The sequence below is a fragment of the Candidatus Limnocylindrales bacterium genome (genome assembly GCA_035571835.1).
In the GTDB taxonomy this organism is placed as follows: Bacteria; Desulfobacterota; Binatia; order UBA1149; family CAITLU01; genus DATNBU01.
The window spans coordinates 148,990-174,987 of record DATNBU010000013.1; the positions used below are offsets into that span (position 1 = coordinate 148,990).

19 protein-coding genes are annotated in these 25,998 nt (G+C 64.4%); 11 read left to right on the top strand and 8 right to left on the bottom strand.

The window, feature by feature from the left end; genetic code table 11:
- Positions 1–329: 329 nt before the first annotated feature.
- On the bottom strand, positions 330–3,716 hold the full coding sequence (locus VN634_06290) for a BREX system ATP-binding domain-containing protein (GenBank protein ID HXC50468.1): 3,387 nt from the start codon (positions 3,714–3,716) through the stop codon (positions 330–332).
- Between the two features lie 331 nt (positions 3,717–4,047).
- Here VN634_06290 and VN634_06295 point away from each other — a divergent pair, with 331 nt between their 5' ends.
- Together VN634_06295 and VN634_06300 are read left to right on the top strand one after the other, a co-directional pair.
- Positions 4,048–6,117 (top strand): DUF1800 domain-containing protein, encoded by a 2,070-nt coding sequence (locus VN634_06295; GenBank protein ID HXC50469.1) that lies wholly within the window; start codon positions 4,048–4,050, stop codon positions 6,115–6,117.
- Between the two features lie 14 nt (positions 6,118–6,131).
- Positions 6,132–7,475: a DUF1501 domain-containing protein gene (locus VN634_06300; protein HXC50470.1), complete on the top strand. Its 1,344-nt coding sequence runs from the start codon at positions 6,132–6,134 to the stop codon at positions 7,473–7,475.
- A 54-nt stretch (positions 7,476–7,529) separates the two neighbouring features.
- On the opposite strand, the gene VN634_06305 is transcribed toward VN634_06300, so the two are convergent.
- From VN634_06305 to VN634_06315, 3 genes are all read right to left on the bottom strand, one after another.
- Entirely contained in the window at positions 7,530–8,432 is a 903-nt protein-coding gene (locus VN634_06305; GenBank protein ID HXC50471.1) for a hypothetical protein, read from the bottom strand.
- Entirely contained in the window at positions 8,429–9,106 is a 678-nt protein-coding gene (locus VN634_06310) for a hypothetical protein (GenBank protein HXC50472.1), read from the bottom strand. The genes VN634_06305 and VN634_06310 overlap by 4 nt, the downstream gene beginning before the upstream one ends.
- Positions 9,107–9,192: 86 nt before the next feature.
- Positions 9,193–10,065 carry a hypothetical protein gene (locus VN634_06315; protein HXC50473.1) on the bottom strand — a complete coding sequence of 291 codons (873 nt, stop codon included), beginning with the start codon at positions 10,063–10,065 and terminating at the stop codon, positions 9,193–9,195.
- Positions 10,066–10,339: 274 nt separating this feature from the next.
- Here VN634_06315 and nirK point away from each other — a divergent pair, with 274 nt between their 5' ends.
- From nirK to VN634_06350, 7 genes are all read left to right on the top strand, one after another.
- Entirely contained in the window at positions 10,340–11,815 is a 1,476-nt protein-coding gene (nirK, locus tag VN634_06320; protein ID HXC50474.1) for a copper-containing nitrite reductase, read from the top strand.
- Positions 11,816–11,824: 9 nt separating this feature from the next.
- Positions 11,825–12,673 carry a formylglycine-generating enzyme family protein gene (locus VN634_06325; protein ID HXC50475.1) on the top strand — a complete coding sequence of 283 codons (849 nt, stop codon included), beginning with the start codon at positions 11,825–11,827 and terminating at the stop codon, positions 12,671–12,673.
- Positions 12,670–13,275, top strand: a complete 606-nt coding sequence (locus tag VN634_06330) for an SCO family protein (GenBank protein ID HXC50476.1) — start codon at positions 12,670–12,672, stop codon at positions 13,273–13,275. Before VN634_06325 ends, VN634_06330 begins: the two co-directional genes overlap by 4 nt.
- Before the next feature lie 222 nt (positions 13,276–13,497).
- Positions 13,498–14,298, top strand: coding sequence for a hypothetical protein (locus VN634_06335; GenBank protein HXC50477.1), 801 nt, complete (start codon positions 13,498–13,500; stop codon positions 14,296–14,298).
- A gap of 128 nt (positions 14,299–14,426) precedes the next feature.
- The gene (locus VN634_06340; protein HXC50478.1) at positions 14,427–15,155 is read left to right on the top strand and encodes a DUF1566 domain-containing protein; all 729 of its coding nucleotides are present in this window, start codon (positions 14,427–14,429) and stop codon (positions 15,153–15,155) included.
- 206 nt (positions 15,156–15,361) lie between these two features.
- The gene (locus VN634_06345; protein ID HXC50479.1) at positions 15,362–16,810 is read left to right on the top strand and encodes a hypothetical protein; all 1,449 of its coding nucleotides are present in this window, start codon (positions 15,362–15,364) and stop codon (positions 16,808–16,810) included.
- Between the two features lie 25 nt (positions 16,811–16,835).
- Positions 16,836–17,996, top strand: coding sequence for a deoxyguanosinetriphosphate triphosphohydrolase (locus VN634_06350; protein ID HXC50480.1), 1,161 nt, complete (start codon positions 16,836–16,838; stop codon positions 17,994–17,996).
- Between the two features lie 39 nt (positions 17,997–18,035).
- Here the strand turns inward: VN634_06350 and VN634_06355 are convergent, their stop codons facing one another.
- On the bottom strand, positions 18,036–19,793 hold the full coding sequence (locus tag VN634_06355) for a hypothetical protein (protein ID HXC50481.1): 1,758 nt from the start codon (positions 19,791–19,793) through the stop codon (positions 18,036–18,038).
- Between the two features lie 235 nt (positions 19,794–20,028).
- Here VN634_06355 and VN634_06360 point away from each other — a divergent pair, with 235 nt between their 5' ends.
- A complete protein-coding gene (locus tag VN634_06360; GenBank protein ID HXC50482.1) occupies positions 20,029–20,484 on the top strand; it encodes a hypothetical protein in 456 nt (151 codons plus the stop codon).
- 175 nt (positions 20,485–20,659) lie between these two features.
- On the opposite strand, the gene VN634_06365 is transcribed toward VN634_06360, so the two are convergent.
- The gene (locus VN634_06365) at positions 20,660–22,615 is read right to left on the bottom strand and encodes an exo-alpha-sialidase (protein HXC50483.1); all 1,956 of its coding nucleotides are present in this window, start codon (positions 22,613–22,615) and stop codon (positions 20,660–20,662) included.
- 109 nt (positions 22,616–22,724) lie between these two features.
- Between VN634_06365 and VN634_06370 the strand changes: the two genes are divergently transcribed.
- Positions 22,725–23,303, top strand: coding sequence for a hypothetical protein (locus VN634_06370; GenBank protein ID HXC50484.1), 579 nt, complete (start codon positions 22,725–22,727; stop codon positions 23,301–23,303).
- On the opposite strand, the gene VN634_06375 is transcribed toward VN634_06370, so the two are convergent.
- A complete protein-coding gene (locus VN634_06375) occupies positions 23,300–25,402 on the bottom strand; it encodes a hypothetical protein (GenBank protein ID HXC50485.1) in 2,103 nt (700 codons plus the stop codon). The two genes, VN634_06370 and VN634_06375, sit on opposite strands and share 4 nt — an antisense overlap.
- A 210-nt stretch (positions 25,403–25,612) precedes the next feature.
- Complete coding sequence (locus VN634_06380; GenBank protein ID HXC50486.1) at positions 25,613–25,906, bottom strand: hypothetical protein; 294 nt, start codon at positions 25,904–25,906, stop codon at positions 25,613–25,615.
- Between the last annotated feature and the right edge of the window lie 92 nt (positions 25,907–25,998).

Sequence of the window (25,998 nt, forward strand, 5' to 3'; positions counted from 1 at the left end):
TCACGCATGCCTCTCACCGAGGATTGTCACATGAACGCCGCCGAATCGCCGACTTCGTGCCTCCGGCTTAGCTGGGTGGCTTCTTACTTTGCGGAATAGGCGCACCCGCCGGCACGACGTAGTTACGGCAGCCAGTCGTCGCGGCAATTCCGGGTGCGACGGTGCCGCGACATTTGCGGACATCGAGGCCGCCATCACGACGAAGGGAACGTCGGTAAATGAACGGACCGACCGAGCAGCCGGCGGCGAGGCTGAGTTGTGAAGACAAGAGAAGAACCGACCCAACGCCGGTTTCGGGGGTTGGGATTGTGGCCGAATCCACACAGTGACTATTCCGCCCGCGTAATCCACCGTATCGGCCGATCCGGATCCGGCCGATACGTACAGAACGTCCCCGTCCGAATCTCCCGCGCCAGCACGCGCCCCAGCACGGGATTCGCCTCCGCAATCCTGCGCATCGCCAGACCGATCACCTTCGTCACGCGCACGCGCACCTGTTCGCTCGGCGAGCCGCTGCCGCGACGCCGGCCGCCGAGGCCCATCGCGGCGGCAATCTCTCGCGTGACGAACTCGCGTTCCGCCTTCAACAGATCGACGCGACCGGTGTCATGGAACGCCTCTGCCGCTGCGAGATCGGAATCGATCTCGCGCAGCCGGTTCCTGTAGGCGGATAGGGCAGCCGCGTCGACGATCGGGCCGGTGTCGCCCTCGCGTCCCGGCATCAGCTCTTCGTCGAATGCGCTCGATGCCGACGGCAGCGAACCCTCGACGGCGGCCACGAGGTCGAACACGTGGAACTCCTTCTCAGGATTCTCGATCAGGTAGTGCAGGTACCGCAGCCCCTTGCTGTCTCGCAGCCGCAACGCATGACCGCCGGCGGCGAGCGTCCAGAAATCGGTGCCGCGATGGAACACGGCTTCACCCGGGGAGAGTGCGCGAGCCGATAAAGCGCCGAGCTCCGCCGTCGCCACGAGACGCGACAATTCCCGTTCGCACTCGTCGACCACGCTGCGGCAGCGAACGACGCGCCCAAACTCCGCAGCCGCTTCGAGATGACCGATCGCTACCTCTCGATCGCCTGTCAATTCGAAAAGCAGGCCGAGGAAGAACCGTACCGGCCCTGGAACGGAAATCGCGGTGACCGACACGACCCATGCATCGCGGAATGGAAGCAGCAGCTCGCGGAGGCATGCACCGCCTTCGCGATCGCCGAGCCCGACGGCAAGACGCGACAGCACGGCGATCGTCGCCAGCCATAGTCCGTCGCGAGGCACTGACGCGAACCCGTGTGCAGCGAATCGCTCGTAATCCCGACGCGCATCCGGCTCGCTGCCCGCAGCGAGAGCCGCCTCGGCCGCACAGACGGTCCAGATCGGCATCAGAGGCAGCGCATCGGCAGTGCGCCGGAGCGGCGCCTGAAGCAGCGGCATGCGTCTTTCGGCGGTACGCAGCTGCAGCACCTGCGCAAGATGGAACACTCTTGCGTTGGGAAGCTCGGCGCTCAATCCGATCGCGAGCGCATTGTCGGCTTCGCGCTGCGCGTCGTCGGAGCGTCCTTCGAGGAACGCGAACGTGGACCGGAGCATCGCCGCGTGCCAGCGGTGAACAGGCAGCCGGGCAGCCTCAGCATCGGCGTCGTACGACTCGTGCTCGATCCGCGCTCGCGGGACCTGCCCGAGCTCGATCAGATCGGCGATGCGCCACAGCCTGGCCTCGAGCGCGGCCTCTTTCTCGTTGACGCGAGCGCAAAGCGCGATGAGCGATTCCGCCACGCGCAGGCGCTCGGGCGCGGTCCCCGGTCTCCAAAGGACGAAATGCTGCGCGACCAGCGCATCGGCATGCGCGCGCGCGTCTCCGGTCCGCTCGGCCATCGTAACGGCGCGCTGGCCGAGCACGACGCACTCGGTCGATCCGGGGACGAAGTAGAGCGCCATTGCAAGTCTCGCCAGAAGGCTCGCGTGAAGTGCGGAGTCGGCGCCATCGAACAGAGCAAGTGCTTCCTTAAGCAGCGCGACGAGCTCGTCGTCGATGGTTCCGGTTTCGCTGACCTTGCCGAATCCGAGCGCCGCGCGCGCGAAGCAGTCGCGGATCGCCATGTCGGTGCCCGACCCGCCGCAGTGTTGTCTCAGCAGCGATGCGGCACGCCGGAACGTCTCGCGAGCCTTTCCAAGCTGGCCGCCGTAGCGCAACGCTTGTCCGTACTCGACCAGGATCGCGGCAAGCGCGACGGCCTGCGAAGCGTCCGGCGTCGAGGCGGTTGAGCCCTGCTCGAGCAAGTCGATCGCGCGGGCGAAGTCGCGCGCAGCTTCCTCGAACGCGAGGGTGGACATCCCTTCTCGAGCCGAGTCGAGGAGCGCCGCCAGCACGATCGACGGATCTGCAAGCGGCAAGGCTTCCACCAGATGATACGCCACACCGGCCATGCGAACGGGCACCCCGCGTTGCCGATCCTCGGAAAGCAGGCCCGCGATACGCAGATGAAGCTCCCGTGCCGCCGGCGGCTCCTGGTCCTCGCGCAGGGTTTCGCGAATCAGCATGTGCACGAATCGCCACGCGCGGCCCTGGCTGTCGGCTGCTTCGACGAGACCTTCGCGCGTCACGTGCTCGAGCAGCGCGCGGCATTCCTCGACAGGCTGCGAGACGGCGCGGGCAAGTAGTCGGCCATCGAACTCGCGTCCCAGCACGGCGGCTGCCTCGAGCAGACGCCGCGCCCGTTCTTCCAGCGGCTCGAGTCTCTGCCGGATGAATTCCTTGACGGTGAAAGGAATTTCCATGCGGGTGCGTGCGGCATCGGTCGGGCGTGCAAGCAGGGCTTTGGTCACCTCGTCGACGAAAAACGGATTGCCTTCGGTGATCCTGCAGACATCGTCGCGAAGACCCGAATCGAACGTCGCATCGCTGACGATATCCAGAAACTCTTCGAGCTCGTGGCGCGCGAAGCCTCTGAGAAGATGGCTATGGCTCTCGCGGGCCAGCGCGGCGAAAGCAGTCGTCAGTGACGCGGAACGACGGATCTCGGCCTCGCGGCAGGTGCCGAGCATGAGGATGGGCGAGCGGCGGAGATCGCGAGCCAGGAAGTGGAGCAGCAATAGCGAAGCGTCGTCGGCATCGTGAAGGTCGTCGAGCACCAGTACCAGCGGCCGCGAGCGGGCGTGCGCGTGCAGAAAACTGGCGACGGCATCGAAGAGACGGAAGCGCGCCTGATCGACGTCGAGTGCTGCGCCGGCCTCTTCGCGCGGTTCGCCTTGATGAAGCAGCGCATCGACGCGTGCGGTCGCCCACGCAACGCGGCCCGCATCGTCGGGCGGCAGCGCGCGCTCGCGGCACGAACGAAGCAGCTGCAGCCACGGCCAGAACACCGGAGCGCCGCCTCCCTGCCAGCATCTGCCCCAGTGCACGTCGAAATCCTGAGCGGCGGCCATCGAAGCCACACGATCGGCGAGGCGGGTCTTTCCGATACCGGGCTCGCCGATGATCAGAGTAAAGCGGCCGGCGCCCGAGCGCACCGCTGCGAGATCGGCGGCGAGCAGCTCGAGCTCGCGCGCACGTCCTACGAATGGCGTCATCGTCGCAATCCCCGCACGCATCATTCCATGACGGCATCGCTGCTGCGAGAGCGGACGTGCGGCGATCGTCGCGACCCGCATGACGTCGCAATCGTCGGCATGCGCATCTTCGAACCACGACGTCGCGAACCCGCGGCGACGAAGATTCATGCGTCTGTCTAAAAGACGTCCCGGAAAACCGCGCGTTCGTCGATCGTGCGGCCGCAGACGTCACACTGTTCCATCCGAATTCACGCCTTGTCTTTCGAGAGGAGAGACGGGGGAACGTCTTAACACTCATTCAGAGCTGGATGTACTTCCGCGCGCCGCGCAAGCGACGCGAATGGAAAACTTTTCTCGAAGGGGAGCCGTCATGGACCATCGTTTCAGAATGACGTCGGGATGCGCGCATTACCGCGCTCGTTCCGACAAGGCGCAGCAGCACACGCGCGGAGCATGCACGACACAGAAAACGGGGACAGACACTGATTTCCGGAAATCGGTGTCTGTCTCCGTTTTCTTATTCGCACTGACGCTGCTGCTCCCGACCCTCGCAATGGCGGCATCCGTCGTGGTCTCTCCGGCAACCGTCACGCTGCCCGTCAGCGGCAGCCGCACGTTTGTCGCGGCGGTCTCCGGCCTCGCTAGCAGCGCGGTCACATGGGAAGTCAACGGTCATCCGGGCGGCAGCTTGCAGGAAGGCCTTGTCACGACCGCTGGCGTCTACACCGCGCCGAAGGCGCTCACCGTGGCGCCGACGGTTGTCACCTTGACCGCTCGTTCGATGGCCGACGCGACGGTCACGGGCTCATCGATCGTCACCGTGCGGAACCAGGTTCCCTGGCTTACGTCGGTGACTCCGAGCGCGCTCACGGCCGGCAGCGCGTTCACCATCGACGTCGTCGGCAGCCGCTTCGTTCCCGGCGCGCAGGTCTTTCTCGGAACCACGGCGCTGACGACGACATTTCTCGGCGACACGCAGCTTCAGGCGAGCGGCAGCCTCAGCGCGAGCCAGCTCGGCGGTCTCAACCTGCACGTCGAAAACCCCGGGCCGGTAAGCTCGACGGACCTGGCGCTGGTCATCGTTCCCGCGGCTTCGCCCGGCTCCATCAATCCGGACACGCTCGCCGCCATCCGTTTCCTGCAGCAGGCGACGTTCGGGCCAACCGATCCGGACATCGCCGAAGTACAGCAGATCGGCATCGACGCGTGGATCGCCAAGCAGATGAATCCGGCGCTTACGCCGCCTTCGGTCATGCCGGACGGTCTCACTGTGTCTCAGGTGCCGACCGAATGGATCCGCCAGATGGCGATGGCCCCCGACCAGCTTCGACTGCGCGTCGCCTTTGCGCTGTCGCAGCTGTTCGTCGTCTCGATGAACAAGAATACCAACGGCGAGGAGCTAAGCCCGTACGTACGGCTGCTCGCGAACAACGCGTTCGGCAACTTCCGCACGCTGCTCCAGGAAGTCACGCTGAGCCCGACGATGGGCAAGTACCTGGACATGGTGAACAGCAAGAAGCCGGCGATAAACGGCATGTCGGGCGCCAACGAAAACTATCCGCGCGAGTTGATGCAGCTGTTCACGATCGGAACCTACAAGCTCGACCAGGACGGATTCGCGTCGCTCGACGCGGCCGGCCACACGATCGCGACCTACGATCAGGACGTCGTGCGAAACCTTGCCAATGCGTTCACGGGCTGGGTGTATCCGACGCTGCCGGGCAAGGTGACGGGACCCAACAATCCGGCGAACTTCAACGGCTGGATGACCTCGTACGATCCGAGCCACGACAAATCGCAGAAGACGATCTTCGACGGGATCGTCGTGCCGTACGGCATGACCGCGAGCGCCGAGCTGAGCTTCGTGCTCGATCGCCTGTTCCAGCACCCGAACGTCCCGCCGTTCTTCGCCACGCGGATCATCCGCAGCCTCGTGACGAGCAATCCGAGCCCCGAGTACATCGAGCGCGTGGCGGATGTGTTCGTGAACAACGGACAAGGCGTTCGCGGCGACCTGGCGGCCGTCATCAAGGCCGTGCTGACCGATGCCGAAGCACGGCAGGACACTCCGACCTCCACGCAGGGGCGCCTCAAGGATCCGATGCTGCACGTGCTCGGGCTGGTGCGTGCGCTTGGCGGGCAGGTGATCGATGCGAGCCAGGTGCTCTACCTGTTCCTTGGGCTCGGCGAAGAACCGCTGGCGCCGCTCAGCGTGTTCTCGTTCTACTCGCCGCTTGCCGCGTTCCCGAAACACCCGGAGCTCTACGGACCGGAGTTCCAGATCTTCACGCCGGCCATGGCGATCCAGCGTGCGAACTTCATTTATACGTTGCTCACCGGGCAGCTCAGCACCGCGTTCACGCTCGACATCACGCCGTTCGTGACGGCGGCGCCGAATGCGACGAACCTGGTCAACCTGGTCGACGCCAGGCTCTTCCACGGCGCCATGTCGCTGCCGCTCCGGCAGGCGATCCTGAACGACTGCTACGTCGTCACCGATCCCAAGCAGCGCGCCATCGGTGCTCTCTACATTGCCGCGATCTCCAGCGAGTACGCGGTCATTCGCTGAGGCGAGGAAGCAACATGAAATACTTCGACAAGAGATTCTCGCGGCGCAATTTTCTCAAGGCCGGAGCCGGCCTCGGCGCGCTCGCCGCGTTCGGACGGCCCGGCGAAGCCTTCGCGACCACCGCCGGTGACTACAAGGCACTGGTCTGCATCTACCTTGCCGGTGGCTGCGACGGCAACAACATGATCATCCCGCTCGACGCCGCGCGCTATGGAAGTTACGCGTCGGCCCGCACAGCGCTCGCGATTCCGATGAGCAAGCTCGGCTCGACGAGCTTCACGCACCAGGGCATGCCGTACGCATTCCATTACGGGCTGCCGAAGCTGCACGCCCGCTACCAGCAGGGCAGGGTCGCGATGGCGCTCAACACCGGTAACCTGCTCGAGCCGCTGACGCGCTACGATTTTCTCCACAATACGAAACAAGTGCCGTCCAATCTGTTCTCGCACTCCGACCAGATGGTGCAGATCCAGATGGGCGGAGTTCCTCGCGAGGATGCGACGGGGTGGGGCGGACGGCTTCTCGACTGCGTGTCGGCCGGCAACAAGAGTCTCGGCGGCATTTCCACCGCGTCGTCGGCGCCGTTCATCTGCAGCCTGAACGACTCGGGCAACGTCGTTCCGCCGGGTACGAACCTGAACCTGGCCGGCCTCAACCTGTGGCCGTCGAGCGCAAGCCTGAACCGGCGGCAGGCCATCGTGGGCCTGCTCAGCTTCGACGGCGGCAGTCTGCTGCGCGCAGCGGCGAACAAGGCGTTCGCCGAGGGCATGCAGCTCGGCACGGATCTGGCCGCAGCCAGCACGTCAACACCGCTCGCCACGACGTTCCCGCAAACGACGCTCGGCAAGCAGCTGAAGCTCATCGCCAGCCTGATGCAGCTTCGCGCCGGGCAGGGACCGGGACGTCAGGTATTCATTGCAACGCTCGGCGGATTCGACACGCACAGCGGCCAGGACTGGCAGCAGTGGGACCTGTTTCTCGAGCTCGACGCGGCGCTCGACGCGTTCCACACGTGCGTGGAAAACGATCTGCATCTCGGCAGCCAGGTCACGTCGTTCAGCCTCGCGGATTTCGGCCGCACGCTGCAGTCGAACGGTCTCGGATCGGATCACGCATGGGGAAACCACCAGTTCGTGATCGGCGGCGCGGTCCATGGCGGCCTCTACGGACAGATGCCGAACTTCCAGCTGAGCGGGCCCGACGACGCGAACACGCGCGGCGTATGGATTCCCCAACAGTCGACCGAACAGTTCGCGTTCACGCTCGGGCGATGGTTCGGAGCAAGCGACGACGAGCTCGCGTGGGCGTTTCCGTCGGTCGAGAAGTTCACCGCGCAGGATCTCGGGTTCATGGGCTGACGCGGACGGGGACTTTCGATCGAACGCTGGTCGGATTGCACAAGCGGAAGAGGGCTATGCGCCCACTGTCGCGGCAATCAGCATCGGTGCGGTCATGTCGGCAAAACAGACAAAGACGAAGACCAGCAGATACGCAAGGCGAAGGCGGCGCTGTTCGGTGGGACATTGCGCGAATCCCATGATCGTCAGAATCAAGCCAAAGTGCGAAACCTGCGCAAGCAGATAGGTCGGCAGCACGAAAAGGAAAAGCAGGTAGTGGCGCCAGCGCGTGAGCCATCGCGGCCCAGGCAGCAGGAACGACAGGCCTACCGAAGCTTCGAGCAGAAGTACGAGGTATCCGAGTACGAAGGTTCCCAGACGAAGGCGCTCGCTCGTCACGAAGGAAACGCTTTCGACAGCCCACGGCATGAAGCCGAGGGCGCTCTTCAACTGACTGTTGATCGCGAGGTCCTTCGCGTCGAGTCCTCCGAGCAGGCTGGCCACGCTGCGAAAGCGCTCGTCCCAAAGCACAAGGCCATGCATGAAAGAGCCGTCGAAATAGCCACCGCGAAGCGCCTTCTGCGTCGCCGCCAGGGTAAACGTAAGTCCGATCAGCAGTCTTCCGTTACGGGCAAGCACGCGGTCGCATTCGTCTGCAGTCAAGCCGGAGGCCAAACAGCACGCGAGCACCCAGTAAGCATCGAGATAGCGGTTGTTCTCGGTAACGGGCCAGCGCGTCACGAGACCCCACACGAGAACCGCGAACACGCCAGCCCATGTCCACCGACTTTCGAGAAGACGCGGGCTGAGCAGCATCATGACACCGAGCGCTGCAGCAAAAACGCTTGCGGGGTGCCATGCGAACAGGACGTGGCTCGTTGCAAGAAGAAAGACGGCGGTCAGGCGCAGCGCCGTGCGTCCTCGAGGCTCTGCAATAAGGTCCTCGACGAAGACCGTCACAGCCGAGCCCGCGATCATGGCTGGCGACTCGCCTCTCCGGGCTCTCCAATGGCTTCGGTCCGGAAACGCGCGGATTTCGTGTCGAACCCCAGTCGCCAAGCGCGCGCACGGGCATGAACCAGGCCAAGATCGGACGACGCGTCGTCGCTCGACTGCGCGCGGACAACCTCAATCTTCGAGAGTGTGGCGGCGTCCTCTCGCAGGGTCAGGCGGTCGAGGAGTTTTGCCTTATCAAGCGTGACCAGGAGTTGCCTTACGGCTCCTGCATTCGGCGAGCGGCGGGAGTTGAGCGCATAGCCGGCTGTGACAGACAGCGCCTTCGCGTTCGGCTGCGCACCAAGCTTGTCGCGTTCGGTGTGATCCGACCATTCCGGAATCCACTCCACCAGGTAGCGCTTTCCTGCTGCGTCTTCGGCTTCCAGCGAAAGCGACTGCGGCCACGGCCGGTCGGTCGTGGAAAACATCCCGAATCCGCCGCCGAACCACGGATTGAGGTTCGCGGTCCAGTTCTGGTGGAGATGGATGAGGGCGACGAGAACGAACAGGCTCGCCGGTGCCCAGAGTGCGAATCGTTCCGCCGACGCAGGCGTCTTCGTTGGCGGAGCGGTGTTGTCAGGATGATGCGAACCGTTCACGTGGAGGCGCCACCGTGTGCCGCTGTCAGACGGCACGTGTGTTCGCGAGCCGGCCATCGCCCGTAGCTGCAATTCGAGGCGTGTCGTATTCGGCCGAGGCGCCCGATGCTGAGCGACAGCATCGGGCGCCTCGAAAGATTACGCTACGGGTTGCACGAATTGGATCCCTCGACGAACTGGCACGAGCCGCTGCAACAAGCTACGCCGCCCGGGGTGCACGGCGCAAAGAGTCCGATGCAGGGCACGCACTGAAACCCGGTGCTTCCGCTACCGGTATTCTGGCAAGCCGTTTCGCAGCAAGCCTCGCCGCCCAGGCTGCAATCGCCACTGGTCGGAATGCATCCGAGCGTCGTGCTCGTCGTCGAAGTCGTCGAGGTCGTGGTGGTGGAGGTGGTGGAGGTTGATGGTGGCGTCGGCGTGCACGTATTCGTGCAGACTCCACCTGCGCCGCAACATGAATTGATTGCGCAGACCTGGCCTGGTGCGCAGTCGCTGGTCTGGGTGCAGTTCGGCGTCACGCACTCAAAATTACTGGCGCAAACGCCGCACGTGCTGTCGGGGTTCTGGAACACGTAGCAATCCGAGAAGCCGCCACTTCCACCGGTCTCGCTGCAGAGCGGCGACGAATCGGTACCACAGAAGTGATTGCCGCAGCCGTCGATGTTCGTCGTCGTCGTCGTCGAAGACGTCGTGGTCGTCGAAGTCGTCGTGGTCGTCGTCGTGCCGGCCACGCACTGGTTGTTCACGCAGTTACTGCCGGGATCGCAGTCGCCGCACTGGATCGGAATCCCGCAGCCGTTGTCGATCTCTCCGCACTGCTTGTTCTGCTCAGCGCAGTCCTGCTGGTCGCAGCACTTGCCGAATTTGTCGGTCGGCTGCTGGCGCAGGCAGAGCTTGCTCTGGCAGCTCTTGTGAACGTGGCAGGTTGCACCGTCGGGTTTGCCGCCGGCGACGCTCAAGTCGGCGAACGCAAAGACTGCGATCAAGGTAAGTGTAACGGAGAAAGACTTTTTCATCGGACCCCCTTCTTGGGACCGGCGTCCGCCAGCCCAGCGTGTTCCAGGGAGCAACCTTTCATGACAGGTGGTCCGGGACAAGAGAGCCAGGCGATCAGCGCGTTATTTCGCGGCCTTTCCCGCGTATACTGCAAGATGTTTCTGCATTGGATCGCGATGGCAAAGCGCGCCGAAACGCGCTCGGCCAATCCAGATCCTGCCGGGGCACGGAACCTGCACTCTACTCTGCACCGCACCAGCCAATGGAACGCGTCGCAAGCACAAGGAGACATGCATGGGACCGGAGCGCTCGAAGCAAAAACGCAGTCCGACTGAGCACTTCGGCCGCTATCGGCAATCGCAGGCACGCATGCTCGCGTTGTGCTTCGGCGTCGCAGCAGTCCTCTTCGGCATTCCCACTTTCGCGAATGCCGCCGCCGTTTTCCCAGAAGAGAAAGCGGTTCTCACGCACGCACCGCAGGTTCCTCCGCCGATCAAACGACTGACGCCGGCGAAGATGGTCATCGATGTCGAGGTCCGCGAGTTCACCGCGCGGCTGGCCGACGGCGTCGATTATACGTTCTGGGGTTTCGGCGGGAGCGTCCCCGGGCCGTTCATGCGCGTGCGGCAGGGCGATCTCGTCGAGTTCCACCTCGACAACCATCCTGACAACAAGCTGCCGCACAACATCGACCTGCACGCGGTGACGGGCCCGGGAGGCGGAGCGGCATCATCGTTCACGGCGCCCGGGCACACTTCGATCTTCTCGTTCACGGCGCGCAACCCGGGGCTTTACGTCTACCACTGCGCGACGGCGCCGGTCGGCATGCACATTGGCAACGGAATGTACGGACTGATCCTCGTCGAGCCCGAAGGCGGGCTTACGCCGGTCGATCATGAGTACTACGTGATGCAGGGCGAGTTCTACACGACCGGACGCTACGGCGAACAGGGCCTGCAGCCGTTCTCGATGGAAAAAGCTCTGCGCGAGGATGCCGACTACGTGGTCTTCAACGGCTCGGTCGGTGCGCTGGTCGGAGACAACGCGCTGCACGCGAACGTGGGCGAAACCGTCCGGCTTTTTGTCGGCAACGGCGGACCCAACCTGGTCTCGTCCTTTCATGTCATTGGAGAGATCTTCGACAATGTCTTCGCCGAAGGCGGGACGTTCGCGAACCACCACGTGCAGACCACGCTCGTCCCGGCCGGCGGTTCTGCGATCGTCGAGTTCAAGGTGGAAGTGCCCGGCACGTACGTGATCGTCGATCATTCGATCTTCCGCACGTTCAACAAGGGCTCGCTCGGCATGCTCAAGGTCGATGGCGAGCTCGCTCCCGAAATCTATTCCGGAAAACAGTTCGACGAGGTCTATCTGCCCGAAGGCCAGCCCACGCAGGTCCCAAAGCCGGCCGCCCCGACGCATGCTCTGTCGATGGCCGAACGCATCTCGGAAGGCGAGCGGGTCTTCAATCGCACGTGCATGGCGTGCCATCAGTCGAGCGGCCAGGGTCTGCCCGGCATCTTCCCGCCGCTTGCCGGTTCGGACTTCCTCTTGGCCGACCCGCAACGTGCGATTCACATCGTGATCGAAGGCAAGCAGGGCGAAGTCGTCGTCAACGGGAACAAGTACAACCAGGTGATGACGCCGCAGAACCTGTCCGACGACGAGATTGCCAACGTGCTGACGTTCGTGATGAACAGCTGGGGCAATCACTCGCCGATGCTGAGTCCGGACGATGTCGCCAAAGTGCGCGCGACGATTCCGAAGTAGGAGAGGGCGGTGACGCGGCGCAATCGCGCGCGACGCAGCGCGACCGCCGCCGTCGTCGTTCTTGCGCTGGCCGCGATGGCCGAAGCGGCGCCCGAACGCGTCGCGGCAGGTTCCGCATCAGCGATCGTCAACGCGCCGCCGGGGATGATCCTGATCCCGGCAGGCACGTACGAGCCGCTCTACAAGAACGAAGGCACCAGTCCGGTCGCGGCGTTCTTTCTCGACGAGGTGCCGGTCACCAACGCCGAGTTCCTCGACTTCGTCGAAGCCAATCCGCGCTGGCGGCGCTCCCAGGCTCCGAAGCTCTTCGTGGACGGGCATTATCTCGAACAGTGGCAGAGCGATCTCGAGCTTGGCTCTCCCGACAGGATCCGCCCGGACGGTCCGGTGACCAACGTGTCGTGGTTTGCCGCGCGTGCGTACGCAAAATGGCGCGGCAAACGGCTGCCGAGCCTCGCCGAATGGGAAATGGCCGCTGCAGCGAGCGACACCAGCGCGCGCGGCAAAGACGACCCTGCGCACTACCAGAAGATCCTCGCATGGTATGCGCAGCCGACGCATTTCCCGCTTCCCGCCGTCCGTTCGATGCCGCCCGACTTCCACGGCGTGCGCGGTCTTCACGGGCTGGTCTGGGAATGGGTCGAGGACTTCAACACAGCCATGGTCACCGGCGAGTCGCGCGCCGACACCGGCCTCGATCGGAATCTCTTCTGCGGATCCGGAGCTGCCGGTGCATCCGACTTTCGCGACTATGCAGCCTTCATGCGCTACGCGTTCCGCAGCAGTCTCGAAGCAAAGTATTCCGTTCCCAACCTCGGATTTCGCTGCGCGCGCAGCACAACGGACGAAAGCAGATGAAAACTCCGACCCTGCTTCTCGCGGCAACACTGCTCATGTGCGCAGCCGCCGGTGCAGTCTCTGCGGCGACGCCGCAAGTGTCCGCAGCGGCAGCCGGCGAGATCGATCCGGCGTCGATCTACCAGGTGGAATCGCGCTGGACGCGTGCCGACGGCGAAAAGATCGCGCTCGCGTCGCTTCGCGGCAAGGTGCGCGTGCTCGCCATCTTCTATTCGGCCTGCGAGTACGCATGCCCGATCATCATCGGCCGCATCAAGTCGGTCGAAGCCTCGCTACCGGACAAGCTGCGCAGCGACGTCGGCTTCGTCCTGGTGTCGATGGACCCTGCCCACGACGATCCCGCGCAGCTTCGGGCGTATGCCGAACGCATGGAGCTCAAAGGCGACTGGACGCTGCTCCATGGTAGCGACGACGACGTCCGCGAGCTGGCCGCACTTCTCGGCTTCCGCTACCGGCAGGAAAAAGACGGCGGCTACTCCCACAGCAACATGATCACCGTGCTCGACGCCGAAGGCAGGATCGTCAAGCAAAGTATCGGACTGGATGCGGATGCAGGCGACGTCGTCGAAGCCGTAACGTCGCTCGTCGCTCACGCAAAGTAATTTGCCGGCATCTGCGCCCTGTTTCCCCGGATGCGGGAGATGCATGCGAGTGCGCCTCGTTCGCGGCGACTCGCACGCGGCTCTTTATGGGCACTTCGGGGAATATCGTCTCCTCAGCATTCGTCCATTGCTGCAAGCTCAGTGACTGCGACGCACTTTAGCGGGTGGCGTCACCACGCCGTCGAAGGGTCGGCGATGACACGGTCTCTGAAGGAGAAAGCCATGATCGAACGACATCCCACGAAATTTTTGCTGGCAGCAGGTGCCGCGGTCGCGCTGACGCTTGCGCCGCTTCCCGCTCGCGCCCAGGTCCACGTCTCCGTTGGTATCGGGCTTCCTCCGCCGGTCGTGTTCGCGGCTCCGCCGCAGCTCGTGGTCCTGCCGGGAACGTACGTGTACGCAGTTCCCGATTACGGCGAGGACATCTTCTTCGTCGATGGCTGGTGGTGGCGGCCGTGGCACGGCCACTGGTACCGGTCGCACTACTACGACCGCGACTGGGAGTCATATTCGAGCGTGCCGTACTTCTATCGCTCCGTTCCGCATGACTGGCGAACCGAGTACAGCCGTCACGAATGGAGAGGCCGCCCGTGGAACTATGAGAGGGTTTCGTACGACGATGCCCATCAGAACTGGAGCAACTGGAAGCGCGAGCGGCGCTGGAGCTCGGACCACAACGGTGAGGCTCGTACAGTGACGCGCGACGTAAGGTCGGCGCCGACTGCGCGCCACGAGTACCGCGGCACGACCACGCACAGCGAGACGCGTGCAACGACGACGCGCCACGAGGGACACGGAGCCGGGCCTGCGCATCACGAGACGCGCGGCACCGCTCACGAATACCGCGGTCCGCAGCACCAGAGCCATCCGCAGGGTCATCAGCCGCAGATGCACGAGGCCAGTCGCCCCCAGGGTGAGCATGCAACGCACGGAGGCCATGGAGGCCAAGGCGGCCAGCATTCGCCGTCGCATGGGCCTCAGGGACACTCGGGCGGCGGACACGGCAACGCGCACAACAAATAGCGCACGGGGCTGGCGGCGGTCGGGGTAGGGGAGACCCCGGCCGTCGTCTTCGACGTGCTCACTGCAACTGGAGGCGGGCGCTTCCTCGACGTATCTTGCGCCGCACCACCTTCCAGGAGCACCAGCCAATGCGCATCCGTACCGTTCTGTCTGCCGCGTTCGTCGGCCTTCTCGCAATTCCAGCCCAATCCCGCGCCGCAGATCCGATCTGCGGCGACGTCAATACCAGCGGGACGGTGACGACGGCGGATGCGCTGTCGGTGCTGAAGCGGGCGGTCGGCCAGCCGGTGGCGCTTCAGTGCCCTGCGGCGGCAACGCCGCTCGAGTCGGGTCAGAGCGAGTGCTTCAACGAGGGCGGTGACGTCATCAACTGCGCCGGCACGGGTCAGGATGCGGCGCTCAAAAAAGGCGTGCCGGCGACATACACCGACAACGGCAACGGCACGATCACCGACGAGACGACCGGGCTTACGTGGGAGAAGCTGTCGGAGGACGGCAGCATCCACGATGAAGGCAACGTCTATACGTGGAGCGAAGCGCTCGACCGCGTCGATACGCTCAACTCGCAGTCGTTCGCCGGACACAACGACTGGCGGCTGCCGAACATCGTCGAGGCGCGCACGCTTCTCAATTTCGATACGTTCAGTCCCGCCGTCGCTCCCGAATTCGACAGCAACTGCGGAACCGGCTGCACGGTGCTGACCTGCAACTGCATCCAGCCGGACTGGTACTGGACGTCGACGACGTACCAGGAGACCAACGAGGACGCGTGGTTCGTCGACATGTACAACGGCTACACCGACTCGACGACGAAGACCGAGCAGAACTTCGCGCGCGCGGTTCGCGGCGGCCTCTGACGGCGCGCACAGAGCCGGATCGATCGTCCCCGCACGGCCGAGCCGCGGCCGCTTCGGCAGCCCGAAACCGCCTCTTACGCCGGGCCAGGCGCCGAGGTACGCACCGGTGCCGCCGGATGTGCAGCGACGGCTTTGAAACCGGCAAGTTGCGCCGCTAAGGTGCGCCGGATTCCAGCTTTTCCCGATTGAAAAAGGGGCCTCACCCGGTGCGAAATCCTGTTTCTCGTCGTTCCACGTTCCGTCTTGCGCCTGGCGCAACCTCCACGATCATGGCCTCGGCCTTTGCCCTGGCGATGCTTCTGTCGGCCGATTGCGGCGGCAGCAAGGACAAGAAGAACCCGCCGCCACCGCGCATCGTCATCGAGGAAAACGAGTCCATTCAGGATGTTGGCGAGCGATTCGTCCTCGATGCCGGCCAGACGACCGATCCCAACGGTCCCCAGGACGGCCTCGAGTTCCAGTGGCGAATCGTCAGCGGCGGCAGCGACGACACCGCGCTGGATGACCACTGCCGCAACGACGCCAACGTGGTCTGTACGACCAACGACGACGACCACTGCAGCACCGACGACTCCATTTTCTGCCACGAGAACGACGACTGCCCGAGTCCCGGGACCTGCGTAATCAACTCCGGCACGTCCTCTCCGGACTGCGAAACCGGGATCTGCGGGCTGGGCGAGGGCGACGAGGGCGTCGTCGCGACCTTCCGCGCCGACGTGGCCGGTCCGTTCGAGGTGCGCCTGACCGCCATCGGCGACGAGTCGAACGCGACCAAGACGATCGAGCTCAATACGTTCCCGTCGCTCTATCTGGTCGGCTCGCTGCTTCAGTTCGGCGGCACCGAGGGCAAGCTTCTCGGACCGGTCGCCGACGCCGACGAGTTCACGACCGAGCCGGTGCAGGGGGCTTCGGATCCGGCCAACGGCAACCTCGTCATCATCGACGATTCACTCGATCTGGTGCGCGTGTTCGACCTGCGCACCGGCACGATCGTAGGCGCGTTCGGCGACAGCGATCGCCAGGTCAACGATCCGGCCGCGCTGACTTTCCATCCGGTCACGAACCGCCTGTACATCGCCGAAGCTTCGGGACGCGTGCTGGTGTTCGACGACACGACGCAGCTGCTGATCAACAAGTTCGGCGACGTCGAAGATCATCCGACCGCGCTGCGCTTCTCGCCGCTCGGCGACGATCCGGACCTGCTCGTCGTCGACGGAACTCCGGGCGTCAAGGTCTACGACGCGAACGGTGTCGCGCAGGGCGTGCTCGGCGAGACCGCGACGGCAACGGACGAGCCCGTCGATCTCGACTTCCTCGACAACGGCACGCTCCTGATCGCTGACCGCACCGGCAAGGTCGTGCGCTGCGATTCGGACGGCACGGGGTGCGGAAGCTTCAGTGCCGAGCTCGACGGTATGCTGGCGAACGGCAGCCCGACGGCGATTGCCGTCAATCCGTCGGCCGAGTTCACCGACAACGACGTGCTCGTCACCGATCCGGTCGGCCAGCGCGTGATCGCATGCAAGTCGAACGGCAACGGTTGCGCGACGTTCGGCGAAACCGACGACGTCGATTCCGAATACCGCGACATCTTCTTCGCACCGCAGGAGACGCCTACCACGGCGTCCTCTACGACTACGACGACGCTCGACTGAGAAACCACGGAAAACGCGGCGGAGAATGACGACACGGGATCGAGCGTTCTTCGAAGCGCAGGAAAGGCAGGCGCTGGCTCCGTACGCGATGCGCTCGGAGAACAGCCGCGGCCGCGAGTATCCCGAGCCGGAGCACCCGCTGCGGCCTGCCTTTCAGCGCGACCGCGACCGCATCATTCATTCGAGCGCGTTCCGCCGGCTCGAGTACAAGACGCAGGTCTTCGTCAATCACGAAGGCGATTACTACCGGACGCGCCTGACGCACACGATGGAATGCGCGCAGATCACGCGCACCGTCGCCGGTACGCTCGGCCTCAACCGCGATCTCGCCGAAGCCGTCGCGCTCGCGCACGATCTCGGCCACACGCCGTTCGGTCACGCCGGCGAGCACGTGCTCGACGACCTGATGAAGGACTACGGCGGCTTCGATCACAACAGCCAGAGCCTTCGCATCGTCGAGGTGCTCGAGCAGCGTTATCCCCAGTTTGACGGCCTCAACCTCACGTACGAAGTGCGCGAAGGCATCGTCAAGCATTCGGGCCGCTTCGACCGCCCGCGAGTGTCCGACTTCGATGCGTCGAGCGCGCCGCCGCTCGAAGCCCAGATCGTCGACTACTGCGACGAGGTTGCCTACAACGGCCACGACATCGACGACGGCATCCAGTCGGGCCTGATCACGCTCGAGGACCTCGACGGCGTCGAGCTGTGGGACGAAGCGTTCGCCGAAGTGCGGCGGCTGTGGCCGTCGGCGAGCTTCTCGGTGCTGCGCTACCAGGCCGTGCGCCTGCTCATCGATCGCATGGTGCGCGATCTCATCGAAGCGATCGAAGGCCGCATCCAGGGCCTCGGCATCGAGACGATCGAGGACCTGCGCCGCTCGCTGCCGCCGATTGCCGAGCCGAGCCCGGAGATGGGCGCCAAGGTGCGCCAGCTCAAGGCGCGGCTGATGGACCGGCTTTACCAGCACCGGCGCGTGCGAAGGATGGGTGCGAAAGCGCTGCGCGTGATGCGCGGCCTGTTCGAAGCCTACATGATCGATCCGCGCCAGATGCCGCTCCACATCTGCGAGCGTGCGGTCGGCGACACGACCATGCCGCGCGTGATCGCCGACTACATCGCCGGCATGACCGACCGCTTCGCGTTCGAGGAATACGCGAAACTCTTCGACCCGTTCGAAAAGGTCTGAGCGTCTTACGATGCGCCCGCGACGGGATGTGACCGGGCATCATGGCGTACGGATGACGTGAATCCGATTGTGTCCGGGCGGCAGCCACCGCACGTACTCGACTACGGGCAGGTCTTCTTCGAGGAATCCGGAAACCGGCGACAGAGTGATCCACCAGCGCGGCTGAATGCTGGGTGCGTGATTCAGGAACCAGAAGGGCAGAGCGAGGTCGGTTCGTCGTCGGTAGGATGCCCGGACTTCGGGTGGACGCCGGACCGCCGGATGGGCCACGAAGCCGGCTGCGTCGATCTGCGTCAACCCGTCGATCTCGAAACCGCCGCAGATCGACGTCGCAGGAACGCCGCGCGCCCGAAGCTGATCGAACGCTTCGCGTCTCGCTCGGAGCGCCGCGAACATGTCGTGCGTGATCGCAATTCCGTAGAATCCCCACAACGTGACGAGCACGGCTCCCATCGCCATGACCCCGGCCGGCATTGCGCCCGAGCGTCGGCGCAGCAACAGGACGATGGCGAACGGCAGCAGCGGTATCACATAGCGGTCGTACGAGGTCGCCCGGAACAGGAACAGAGCCATCATCGCAGCGTAGGCGACGGCGGAACTTGCCAGCAGTGCCACGACGAGCCGCTCGCATTGCGTTGCGCCGTCGCGTCGAAACGGGCTTCTCATCGTTGCGACGAGAAGCGGCATGCTCGCATAACTTGCCAGCGCGATTGCCTGCTGCACGGCAGGCGCGAGCGTCAACTGGCCTTCGCCGATGACCGTCATTCCGGCACCGACGAGCCCGGTCCTCGACAGGAGATTGTCCAGCCACGGCGCCGAACCCGACGACGAAAGCAACATCGGTGCCGTGATCGCTGCGACGACAGCGGCTACGCCAAGGCGGATTCGCATCGCGGTGTCGCCGCTGCATGCTTCGCCTGCGATGCGGCAGACCGACAGCGGGAGCACGAGCGCCAGGATCGAGTACAGCAGCGGGAGCAGCGCCTGCACGGACCGCGGAAGGCCGTGAAGCACCGGCAGCACCGCGTCACCAAGACTCTTGAGCTCGACGACGTATGGCTGCGCGGCACGCCAGTGGACGGCTGCGACGGCGAGCAGCACACTCGCAGCCGCCAGCCCGAGCGCGACGAGCCCGAGCCGTGGTCGTCGGCATTCGAACGCGGCAAAGCACGCAAGCATCGCAATCGGAGCGAGCCACGCCGTCTGCCGCACGGAAGCGCCGAGCGCACCGCCGACGAACGCAACAAGGAGATACCCGATCGCCGGTCGAAGCTCGGCCTGCCGGCTCGAGTGCACGAGCGCAAGCGCGCACAGAAGGCCTCCGGCGAGCGCGGGGAGGTCCGTCATGAACGACGTTGCGAGGGGAATCACCAGTGGCGACAGACCGAACGCCAGCGCTCCGAGGCTGGCCGGCAGCGAGCGCACGCCGGCAAGTCGGAGAAGCGCGCGAAGCAGGAGCGCTGTCCCGACGGCAATCGGCAACGTCGAGACACGTACCGCGATCAGTGACGGGCCGAACAGGCGGACCGACGCGGCGCCGAGCCAGGCCTGGGCGCCGATCATCGGCGAAGCCCATCCGTTGTAGCGAAGCTCGCCGGAGCTCGAGAGGTCGAGAGCGGTGCGAATGTAGGACCAGTCGTCGAGGACGCCGGTATTCGTGAATGGCCAGGTGGCGAGATACGCCGCCGCGAGCACGACGACGCACGCCAGCAGGTCTCGTCGGGCATTGTCTGGCTGATGTGAAACGGGCGCGCCCGGATCGCGCGGGTCGGCCGATCCGGTTGCTGCGAAGGGCACGCGGGCGTTGTCACACGCCGAACGGCGCCCCGCAACACACGGCCGGACAGAACCGGGGAAGGGCCTGCGCCAATCCGGTTTCCGCATGATTCCCCGGTGTTTTCATGCGGCTTGGTTTACATAATATATCTTATCAGACGTTGTTGATGAGCCGGAAAAAGCTCGCGCGCCGCGTTTTGCGCGCCTTTTCTTTCGTACGCATCCCGGCGATGTTCGGTCCCGACTCCGACCTGTGTTGCGCAGCCATCTCATAACGGCCGGAGACGGCCGTTCGACCGAAGAGCTCGTCGAGGCCGGGCGCTATGCCTACGCGCATTCGTGCGTGTACTCCGAGAACTTTCCCGCGCGGAATCAGGGCGGACCCCGGACCCATGAAATCGTGCTGCTGGAGTTCGACCACGACGTGATGGCAAAGGACGCCATTGACGAGGCAAGCCGGCTCGGCCTCAAGCCTCCGAGCTACGAGGACGCGCTCTACTTCGGCATTGAACATCCCGAGGTCCAGCGCGAGCGGCCCGTCGTCTTCCTCCATGACCCCTGGTACGGATACTTCGCTCGTCGCGACGTGCTTCTTCTGTGGACCAACGTCGGCGGCCGCGAGCTCGGTCTCGAAGGCTTCGACGATCTGATGAGCTGCGGCTACTGGTTCGCGTTTGTTCGCGAACCGTCCGATGCGAAGCCCGTGAAATAAAGCCCGTTTCGGACGGCCATCGAGTCGCTCGTATCGAAGAGTCAAGGCCCCCGCTCCGGGCTGGCCGATCCGCTTCGCTGGCTCGCCGCAGCGCCGGCCTGGCGCCGCAGGCGTTGACCATTGTCGATGCCGCTACGTCAGCGCTCTGTCTGCATCGAAGGCTGACACGTCAACTCTAGTCGCTCGATAGCCGAACGCTCGTGTCCGTATTGTCGATCGGCTCCGCGTACGTCGCTTCCCAGCACGCACCGAGATCGTTGACGAGTTGCGCGCGAACCGGAAAAGCCAGGAGCGGCAGCGACGGCAGCTCCAGGTTTTCGCCGGCGGCCGAAAGGCCGATGGAGGTTTTCGTTGCAGTTCCTTTGACCGTGAGCTTGGTCATCCCATTCGGCATGCCATCTCTGCTCCGGTACTGCGTCGCAGCGGATCTCTTCCAGCAGCCGCCCGTAACGCCATTGCCGCAGATCGGCCCCGCGGGTGCATCGACGCGTGCCAGAAGCCCGCTCGGATCGAACACGCACAACCCATAATTCGTCCCGCCAAGACCGGCGGCGATCTCATCCGGTGCCGACGCTTCTCCCTTCGGCCACTTCCAGCGCAGCGATCGCGCGGCCGGATCGGTACTGTCTTCCATCTGCAATCGCGTAGCTGCCAGGGGCTGCTTGCAGCCGGTATGCGCCTCGAGGACGTGCTCGCAGGTCGCTGCGCCGTCGCAGCGATCGAACGTGCAGAGGTCGTCGTCCGCCGTGCAGGCAGTTCCTGCCGGTGCAGTCTGATGCAGGCAAGTCCCGCTGCCGTCGCAGCGCTCGAGCGTGCAAAGGTCGTCGTCGGGCGCGCAGGCCGTATCAGCCGCGACGAGCGTGCAGGCTCGAGTACAGCAGTCGATGTTGCCGCGATTCCCGTCATCGCATTCTTCGCCGGGATCGCTCAGCCCGTTGCCGCATGGGTGACCGGCCAGTGCGTACACCATGTCGAGACCGGGACCCTTGGTGCCGCTGGCGAGCCGCCTGTCCTTCGACGACCACAATGCCAGCCAGTGACCCGAAGGATCGTACGCGACGAACGGATGGATCTCGTCATCGCCCGAGGGGTCCGTCTGGGCGTCGTTCAGCGGAAACCATGGGGACCAGGTCGCGCCATCATCGTCAGTGCTCGCCATGAAGACGTCCGCGTCCAGGCCGTAGGCGTCAGGGGTCCCGTGAGCACCCCGCTGCCAGACCACGACGAACTCGCCGTCCGGTCCGGCGGCGACGCTGACAGGCCCATCATTGCCGTTAAAATCCGAAGCGACCGCGATCGGTGCGCTCCACGTCGTGGCGCCGTCCGACGAGCGTGCGGCGTAAATGAAAGAGGCATCTGTCCCGTACGAGGGCCAGGTCGCGATCCAGTTGCCGGCGCCGTCGCTTGCAAGCCGCGCGGAGTCGTCGTCGGTCTGATCGTCGGCGTGAAGCGCCGAAGGCGCAGCCCACGTAAGTCCGCCATCGGTCGAATGCGATGCGAACAAATCGCGATCGACCTGCTGGTCGGTAGATATATCGTAGCCACCGGTCACCCACGTGACTACCCAGGCCCCGCCGGACCAGAACACCTGCGTGCCGATCACGCCTGGTGCATCGCCGGCGGCATCTGCGACGAGCGTCGCCGGAGGGCTCCAGGTATTTCCGCCGTCGGTTGAACGCGTAGCGTAGATGTCCGTGTAGATCGCTCCGCCGATGTTATGCCCGGGCCACACGATGATCCACGTCCCCTCTCCGTCCGTCGCAATTCCCGGAGACCGTGCACCCTCCGCCAGTGTTCCCGGAGGACTCCACGACGTTCCCAGATCGTCGGAATGCGCGACGAGGATCTGTTCGCCCTGTTCGCTCGTCCTCGACCATACCGCGATGAACCGGCCGTTCGTATCGGCAGCCAGCGATGGCGCAAAATCATTATCCTCAACGACGTTGTCGAAAAAAACGTAATCGTCCGTTGCGAAATCCGTATTGAGAATGGCGGCCGGGCCGAACGTGAGGCCATTGTCGGTCGATCGCGAAAACGCGATCTCGCGTATCGTGCTCCATGCGACGACCCATGTACCCGCACCGTTCGTTGCAGCGACTGGCGAAACGGCGTTGGTCCCGGCGTCGTTCAACTGAGGGTCCAGCACAACGGGCGGCTCAAAGACGGGCGACGCCGCCTGCACCGGCAGATTCGGAAGAAGGCAGAGGGCCAGAAGTATCGGTAGTTGCTTGTGGAAGATCATGTTTTCGCACCTGGAGGCAATACAGTTGTCAGTCAGACCGACCATCGAGGAGTCAGGGCACCCGCTGCCGCGCGACGCGATCGCTTATGTCGGCGAGCAGCTCGTCAAGATCGATCCCGGAACGATCCGCGCCTCGGCCGGCAATGCGTCGGCCGTGTTCGGTCCGAACGTGATAGATACCGGTTTCGAGACCTACCGGGCTCGTGAAGCCGCGAGCGCTTTCGCGGCGCAAAAATACGACGACCTCTTCGCCGACCGAATACATCGGCAGATCCGGGATGCGACCGATCGGGGTCGTGCTCGAAGCATCCGAATTTCCGAACTGCTTGATCGTGAGCCGCCGGCCGCTCTCGCCCTTCACCGCTTTGTCGACGTCGAATGTAACCCAAGTCGCCGCCAGTCCCGACGCATCCCTGCCGGTACGAACGTTCGTCACCGTGGCATGAACGATCCGGTCCGCGCCGCGGACCGTTTCATCGAGCGTCAACTCCCGCGCCACCGTCATCGCGCCGGCGGATGTGGCGGCGAGAACGGCGGCGAGCGAAGCGATCCGAATGAACTTTCGTCTCATCCCTAACCTCTTGCGCGAAGCTCGTCGGTGTCGTTCCGGAGCATGCCATTCGACGGAAAAGCGCTCGACCAGCAGTGTCCGTCGCTGTTCATCCATTGCACCGACAGCGGGAATACGAGCGGCAGTACCGGCATACCGAGCGCGTCGCCGGCTCCTTTGAGCTTGAACTTCGCACGCCCGGCATCATCGGCTTTGAGCTTGGCCGATCCGAGACCGTCCGGAAGCAGCCCGGCATCTTTGTAGCTCAGGCCCGAGCTCTTCACGCTCCAGCAGCCCTCGAGCCCCGAGCCGCAGCGAGTGCCCGCCGGCGCCCTCGCCATCAGACGGAGCGAATTCGCGGCGTCGTAGACGCACAGCGCGTAGCTGGTTCCAGCGTCTGTCGAGGGATCGCCGAGCTCCGCGGCCGACGCGTCGCCGGGTCCCCATTTCCATTGCAGCGCGAAGTTCGATGGATCCCCGCGACGAAGACGAAGCGACGAGTGTCCGACCGAGGACGGCGCGGAGCAGTCGTTGCGCGGCGCCGGCGGACACGCGGCGGCCGGTGCAAAGTCGAATGCAATCTCCATCAGTCCCCCGCCCTGCACACGCGCGGCGACATCGAACAGATAGGGAACTCCCGCATCGGCCGCGACGACCAGATCCGATGTGACATTCGGTCCGCTGTCGTTGTCGCAGGCCTCCTGCGTCAATATGCCGCATTGTCCACTCAGTGCGCTGACGATCGTATCATAGTTGCTGCCGGACGTGGCTGCGTGGATCACCCCGTCGACAGAGGGCGTGAACTGATACCAGACGCTGTTGTAGTTCTGCGAAAAAAACTCCGTGCATGTCTGGATAGGGTCGAATGCACCGAGCGTTGCGCCGGTGACGTCGATCGCATCGGCAAATGGCATCTCATCGATGTCGATCGCACCGCTGCATTCGTCATTGACCGGGATCGGGCCCTGGTTCGCGATGAAGTCGATGTCGTCGATTACGCTGCCGGCCGTGACGACGATTGCCTGTGCGACCGCCGGATCGTCCGGCGGATTGCTGGCCGCCTCGTCACTGCCATTCCAGAACTCCGGAGCGCCCGGCAGCCCTGTCGGAGTTTCGGACGGTCCGACGCTCGAGCCGCCGATAAAAGCGGCATAGACCGGCTCGATCTCCACCGTGTAAGACCCCGGCGGCAGTCCCTTCAATTCATACCGCCCTCTCAATGCGGCGTCCGCCGGTCCACCCGGATTGGACGGAAAGTAGTAGGCCCCGGAAACCTGCGACACGGCCGTCACAAGCGAATCGCCAACGGCGCGCGCCACGACGTTCGCACCCTGAAACAGCGTAACGCCGTCGGCGAAAAGCACGGATCCCGCTATCGTCCCGTTCTCGGTGTCGAACGACGCGGCCGGATACAGCGAAGAGACCGAGGCCATGTCGTCGAGGTGAAGCGATGTCATCGCCGTTCCGTTGACCAGAATCGGGAACATCGTCGCGACCGCTGCATCGTTCAAAGGGTCTCCATCGAACGCGACGGACAGGCCCACCTGCGAATGGTCAAGGTTGAGATAGTGTCCGAGTTCGTGGATCAGGACGGCATCGAACTGTTCCGGGGTCAGCTCGGGATTGGAATCGGAATCGACGCCGTCGAGGAATACCCCGTTCATCACCGAATAACCTTCGGTAAGTTCGGGAGGGACATACGTCCCGCAGGCCGGTGCCGCGAATCCGATGATGTGCTCACTGGCGCCGTCACCGAAGAGGTCATCGGTGATCTTTCCATCCGTATCGAAAACAATCGGGCTCAATCCATCATCGCATGACGACAGGATGCCCGTGTAGTTGGCCGACGTCACGTCCATCGAAAGTTGAGATCCCGCGCTCAGCGAGACATCTGCCGTCGCCACGTCGTTCCAGGCGTCGGCGGCAGCCGCCAGGCGCGCTGTCGCGGATGCATTCGACAGTGCGCCGAGCGAGCCGCGATCCGGATTGTACGACGCCGTGCCGCCCGGCCAGGTCAGTGGCTGCCCCCCACCGTTCACGATCAGTGGGCCGGCCGCATCTGACGACCGGGCAGCTACCGCGATGCACAGCGCTGCGGCGAACAGGCAATGAAGAAGCCGCGTCACGTGTACAGCCCTCAGTCGACGCGCGCGACGCGAAACGGCACGCCGACGGATGCGAACGATCCTCGAGCGATGACGATCGACTGAGAAAGAACGAAAAGACTGATTTTCTCCAAGTTGGTCAGACAATACCTCCCCCGAGCGAGGCCAATCAACCCGGAAACTCGCAGGTTCGAGCCGAATCGTACGGTGCCGGAACGCTTGATCCACACTTCATTCGTCCACTTTCGTCGCCGATCCTTCAAAGCATTCGTCGCCCACGATCACGGTGACGGTGGTAGTCACTGTCGTTTCGTCGGCGAGACCCGCGGCCAGCGTCAGGCCTTCGGCGGTGATGTCGAAGATCTCGAGGGGGTTGTCGGGAATGTTGCAGACGAAAAGCCGGTTGCCGTCCGGCGACATCGCACGCGGGCGAACCGGCCCGGATTCGAAAGTTACGAACGCAGCGGCCGGCGCTGCGACGACGGGAAGCGCGAGTGCAAGCGCTCGACGAGCGAGATGATGCATGCCCCTCCCGGAGATCCTGCACCTTGATGCACGACCCGGCGATACTACGTGGCCGGTTCGTGCCGACGCAAGGCAGGAACTCCGGGGTGCTG

Excerpts from the sequence above, each read along its gene's own strand:
- VN634_06330 (HXC50476.1), top strand. The coding sequence starts at position 12,670 with ATGAAAACTCCGACCCTGCTTCTCGCGGCAACACTGCTCATGTGCGCA.
- VN634_06290 (HXC50468.1), bottom strand. The coding sequence starts at position 3,716 with ATGAATCTTCGTCGCCGCGGGTTCGCGACGTCGTGGTTCGAAGATGCG.
- VN634_06350 (HXC50480.1), top strand. The coding sequence starts at position 16,836 with ATGACGACACGGGATCGAGCGTTCTTCGAAGCGCAGGAAAGGCAGGCG.
- VN634_06380 (HXC50486.1), bottom strand. The coding sequence starts at position 25,906 with ATGCATCATCTCGCTCGTCGAGCGCTTGCACTCGCGCTTCCCGTCGTC.
- VN634_06310 (HXC50472.1), bottom strand. The coding sequence starts at position 9,106 with ATGGCCGGCTCGCGAACACACGTGCCGTCTGACAGCGGCACACGGTGG.
- VN634_06335 (HXC50477.1), top strand. The coding sequence starts at position 13,498 with ATGATCGAACGACATCCCACGAAATTTTTGCTGGCAGCAGGTGCCGCG.
- VN634_06315 (HXC50473.1), bottom strand. The coding sequence starts at position 10,065 with ATGAAAAAGTCTTTCTCCGTTACACTTACCTTGATCGCAGTCTTTGCG.
- nirK (HXC50474.1), top strand. The coding sequence starts at position 10,340 with ATGGGACCGGAGCGCTCGAAGCAAAAACGCAGTCCGACTGAGCACTTC.
- VN634_06305 (HXC50471.1), bottom strand. The coding sequence starts at position 8,432 with ATGATCGCGGGCTCGGCTGTGACGGTCTTCGTCGAGGACCTTATTGCA.
- VN634_06370 (HXC50484.1), top strand. The coding sequence starts at position 22,725 with ATGTTTTCGCACCTGGAGGCAATACAGTTGTCAGTCAGACCGACCATC.
- VN634_06300 (HXC50470.1), top strand. The coding sequence starts at position 6,132 with ATGAAATACTTCGACAAGAGATTCTCGCGGCGCAATTTTCTCAAGGCC.
- VN634_06340 (HXC50478.1), top strand. The coding sequence starts at position 14,427 with ATGCGCATCCGTACCGTTCTGTCTGCCGCGTTCGTCGGCCTTCTCGCA.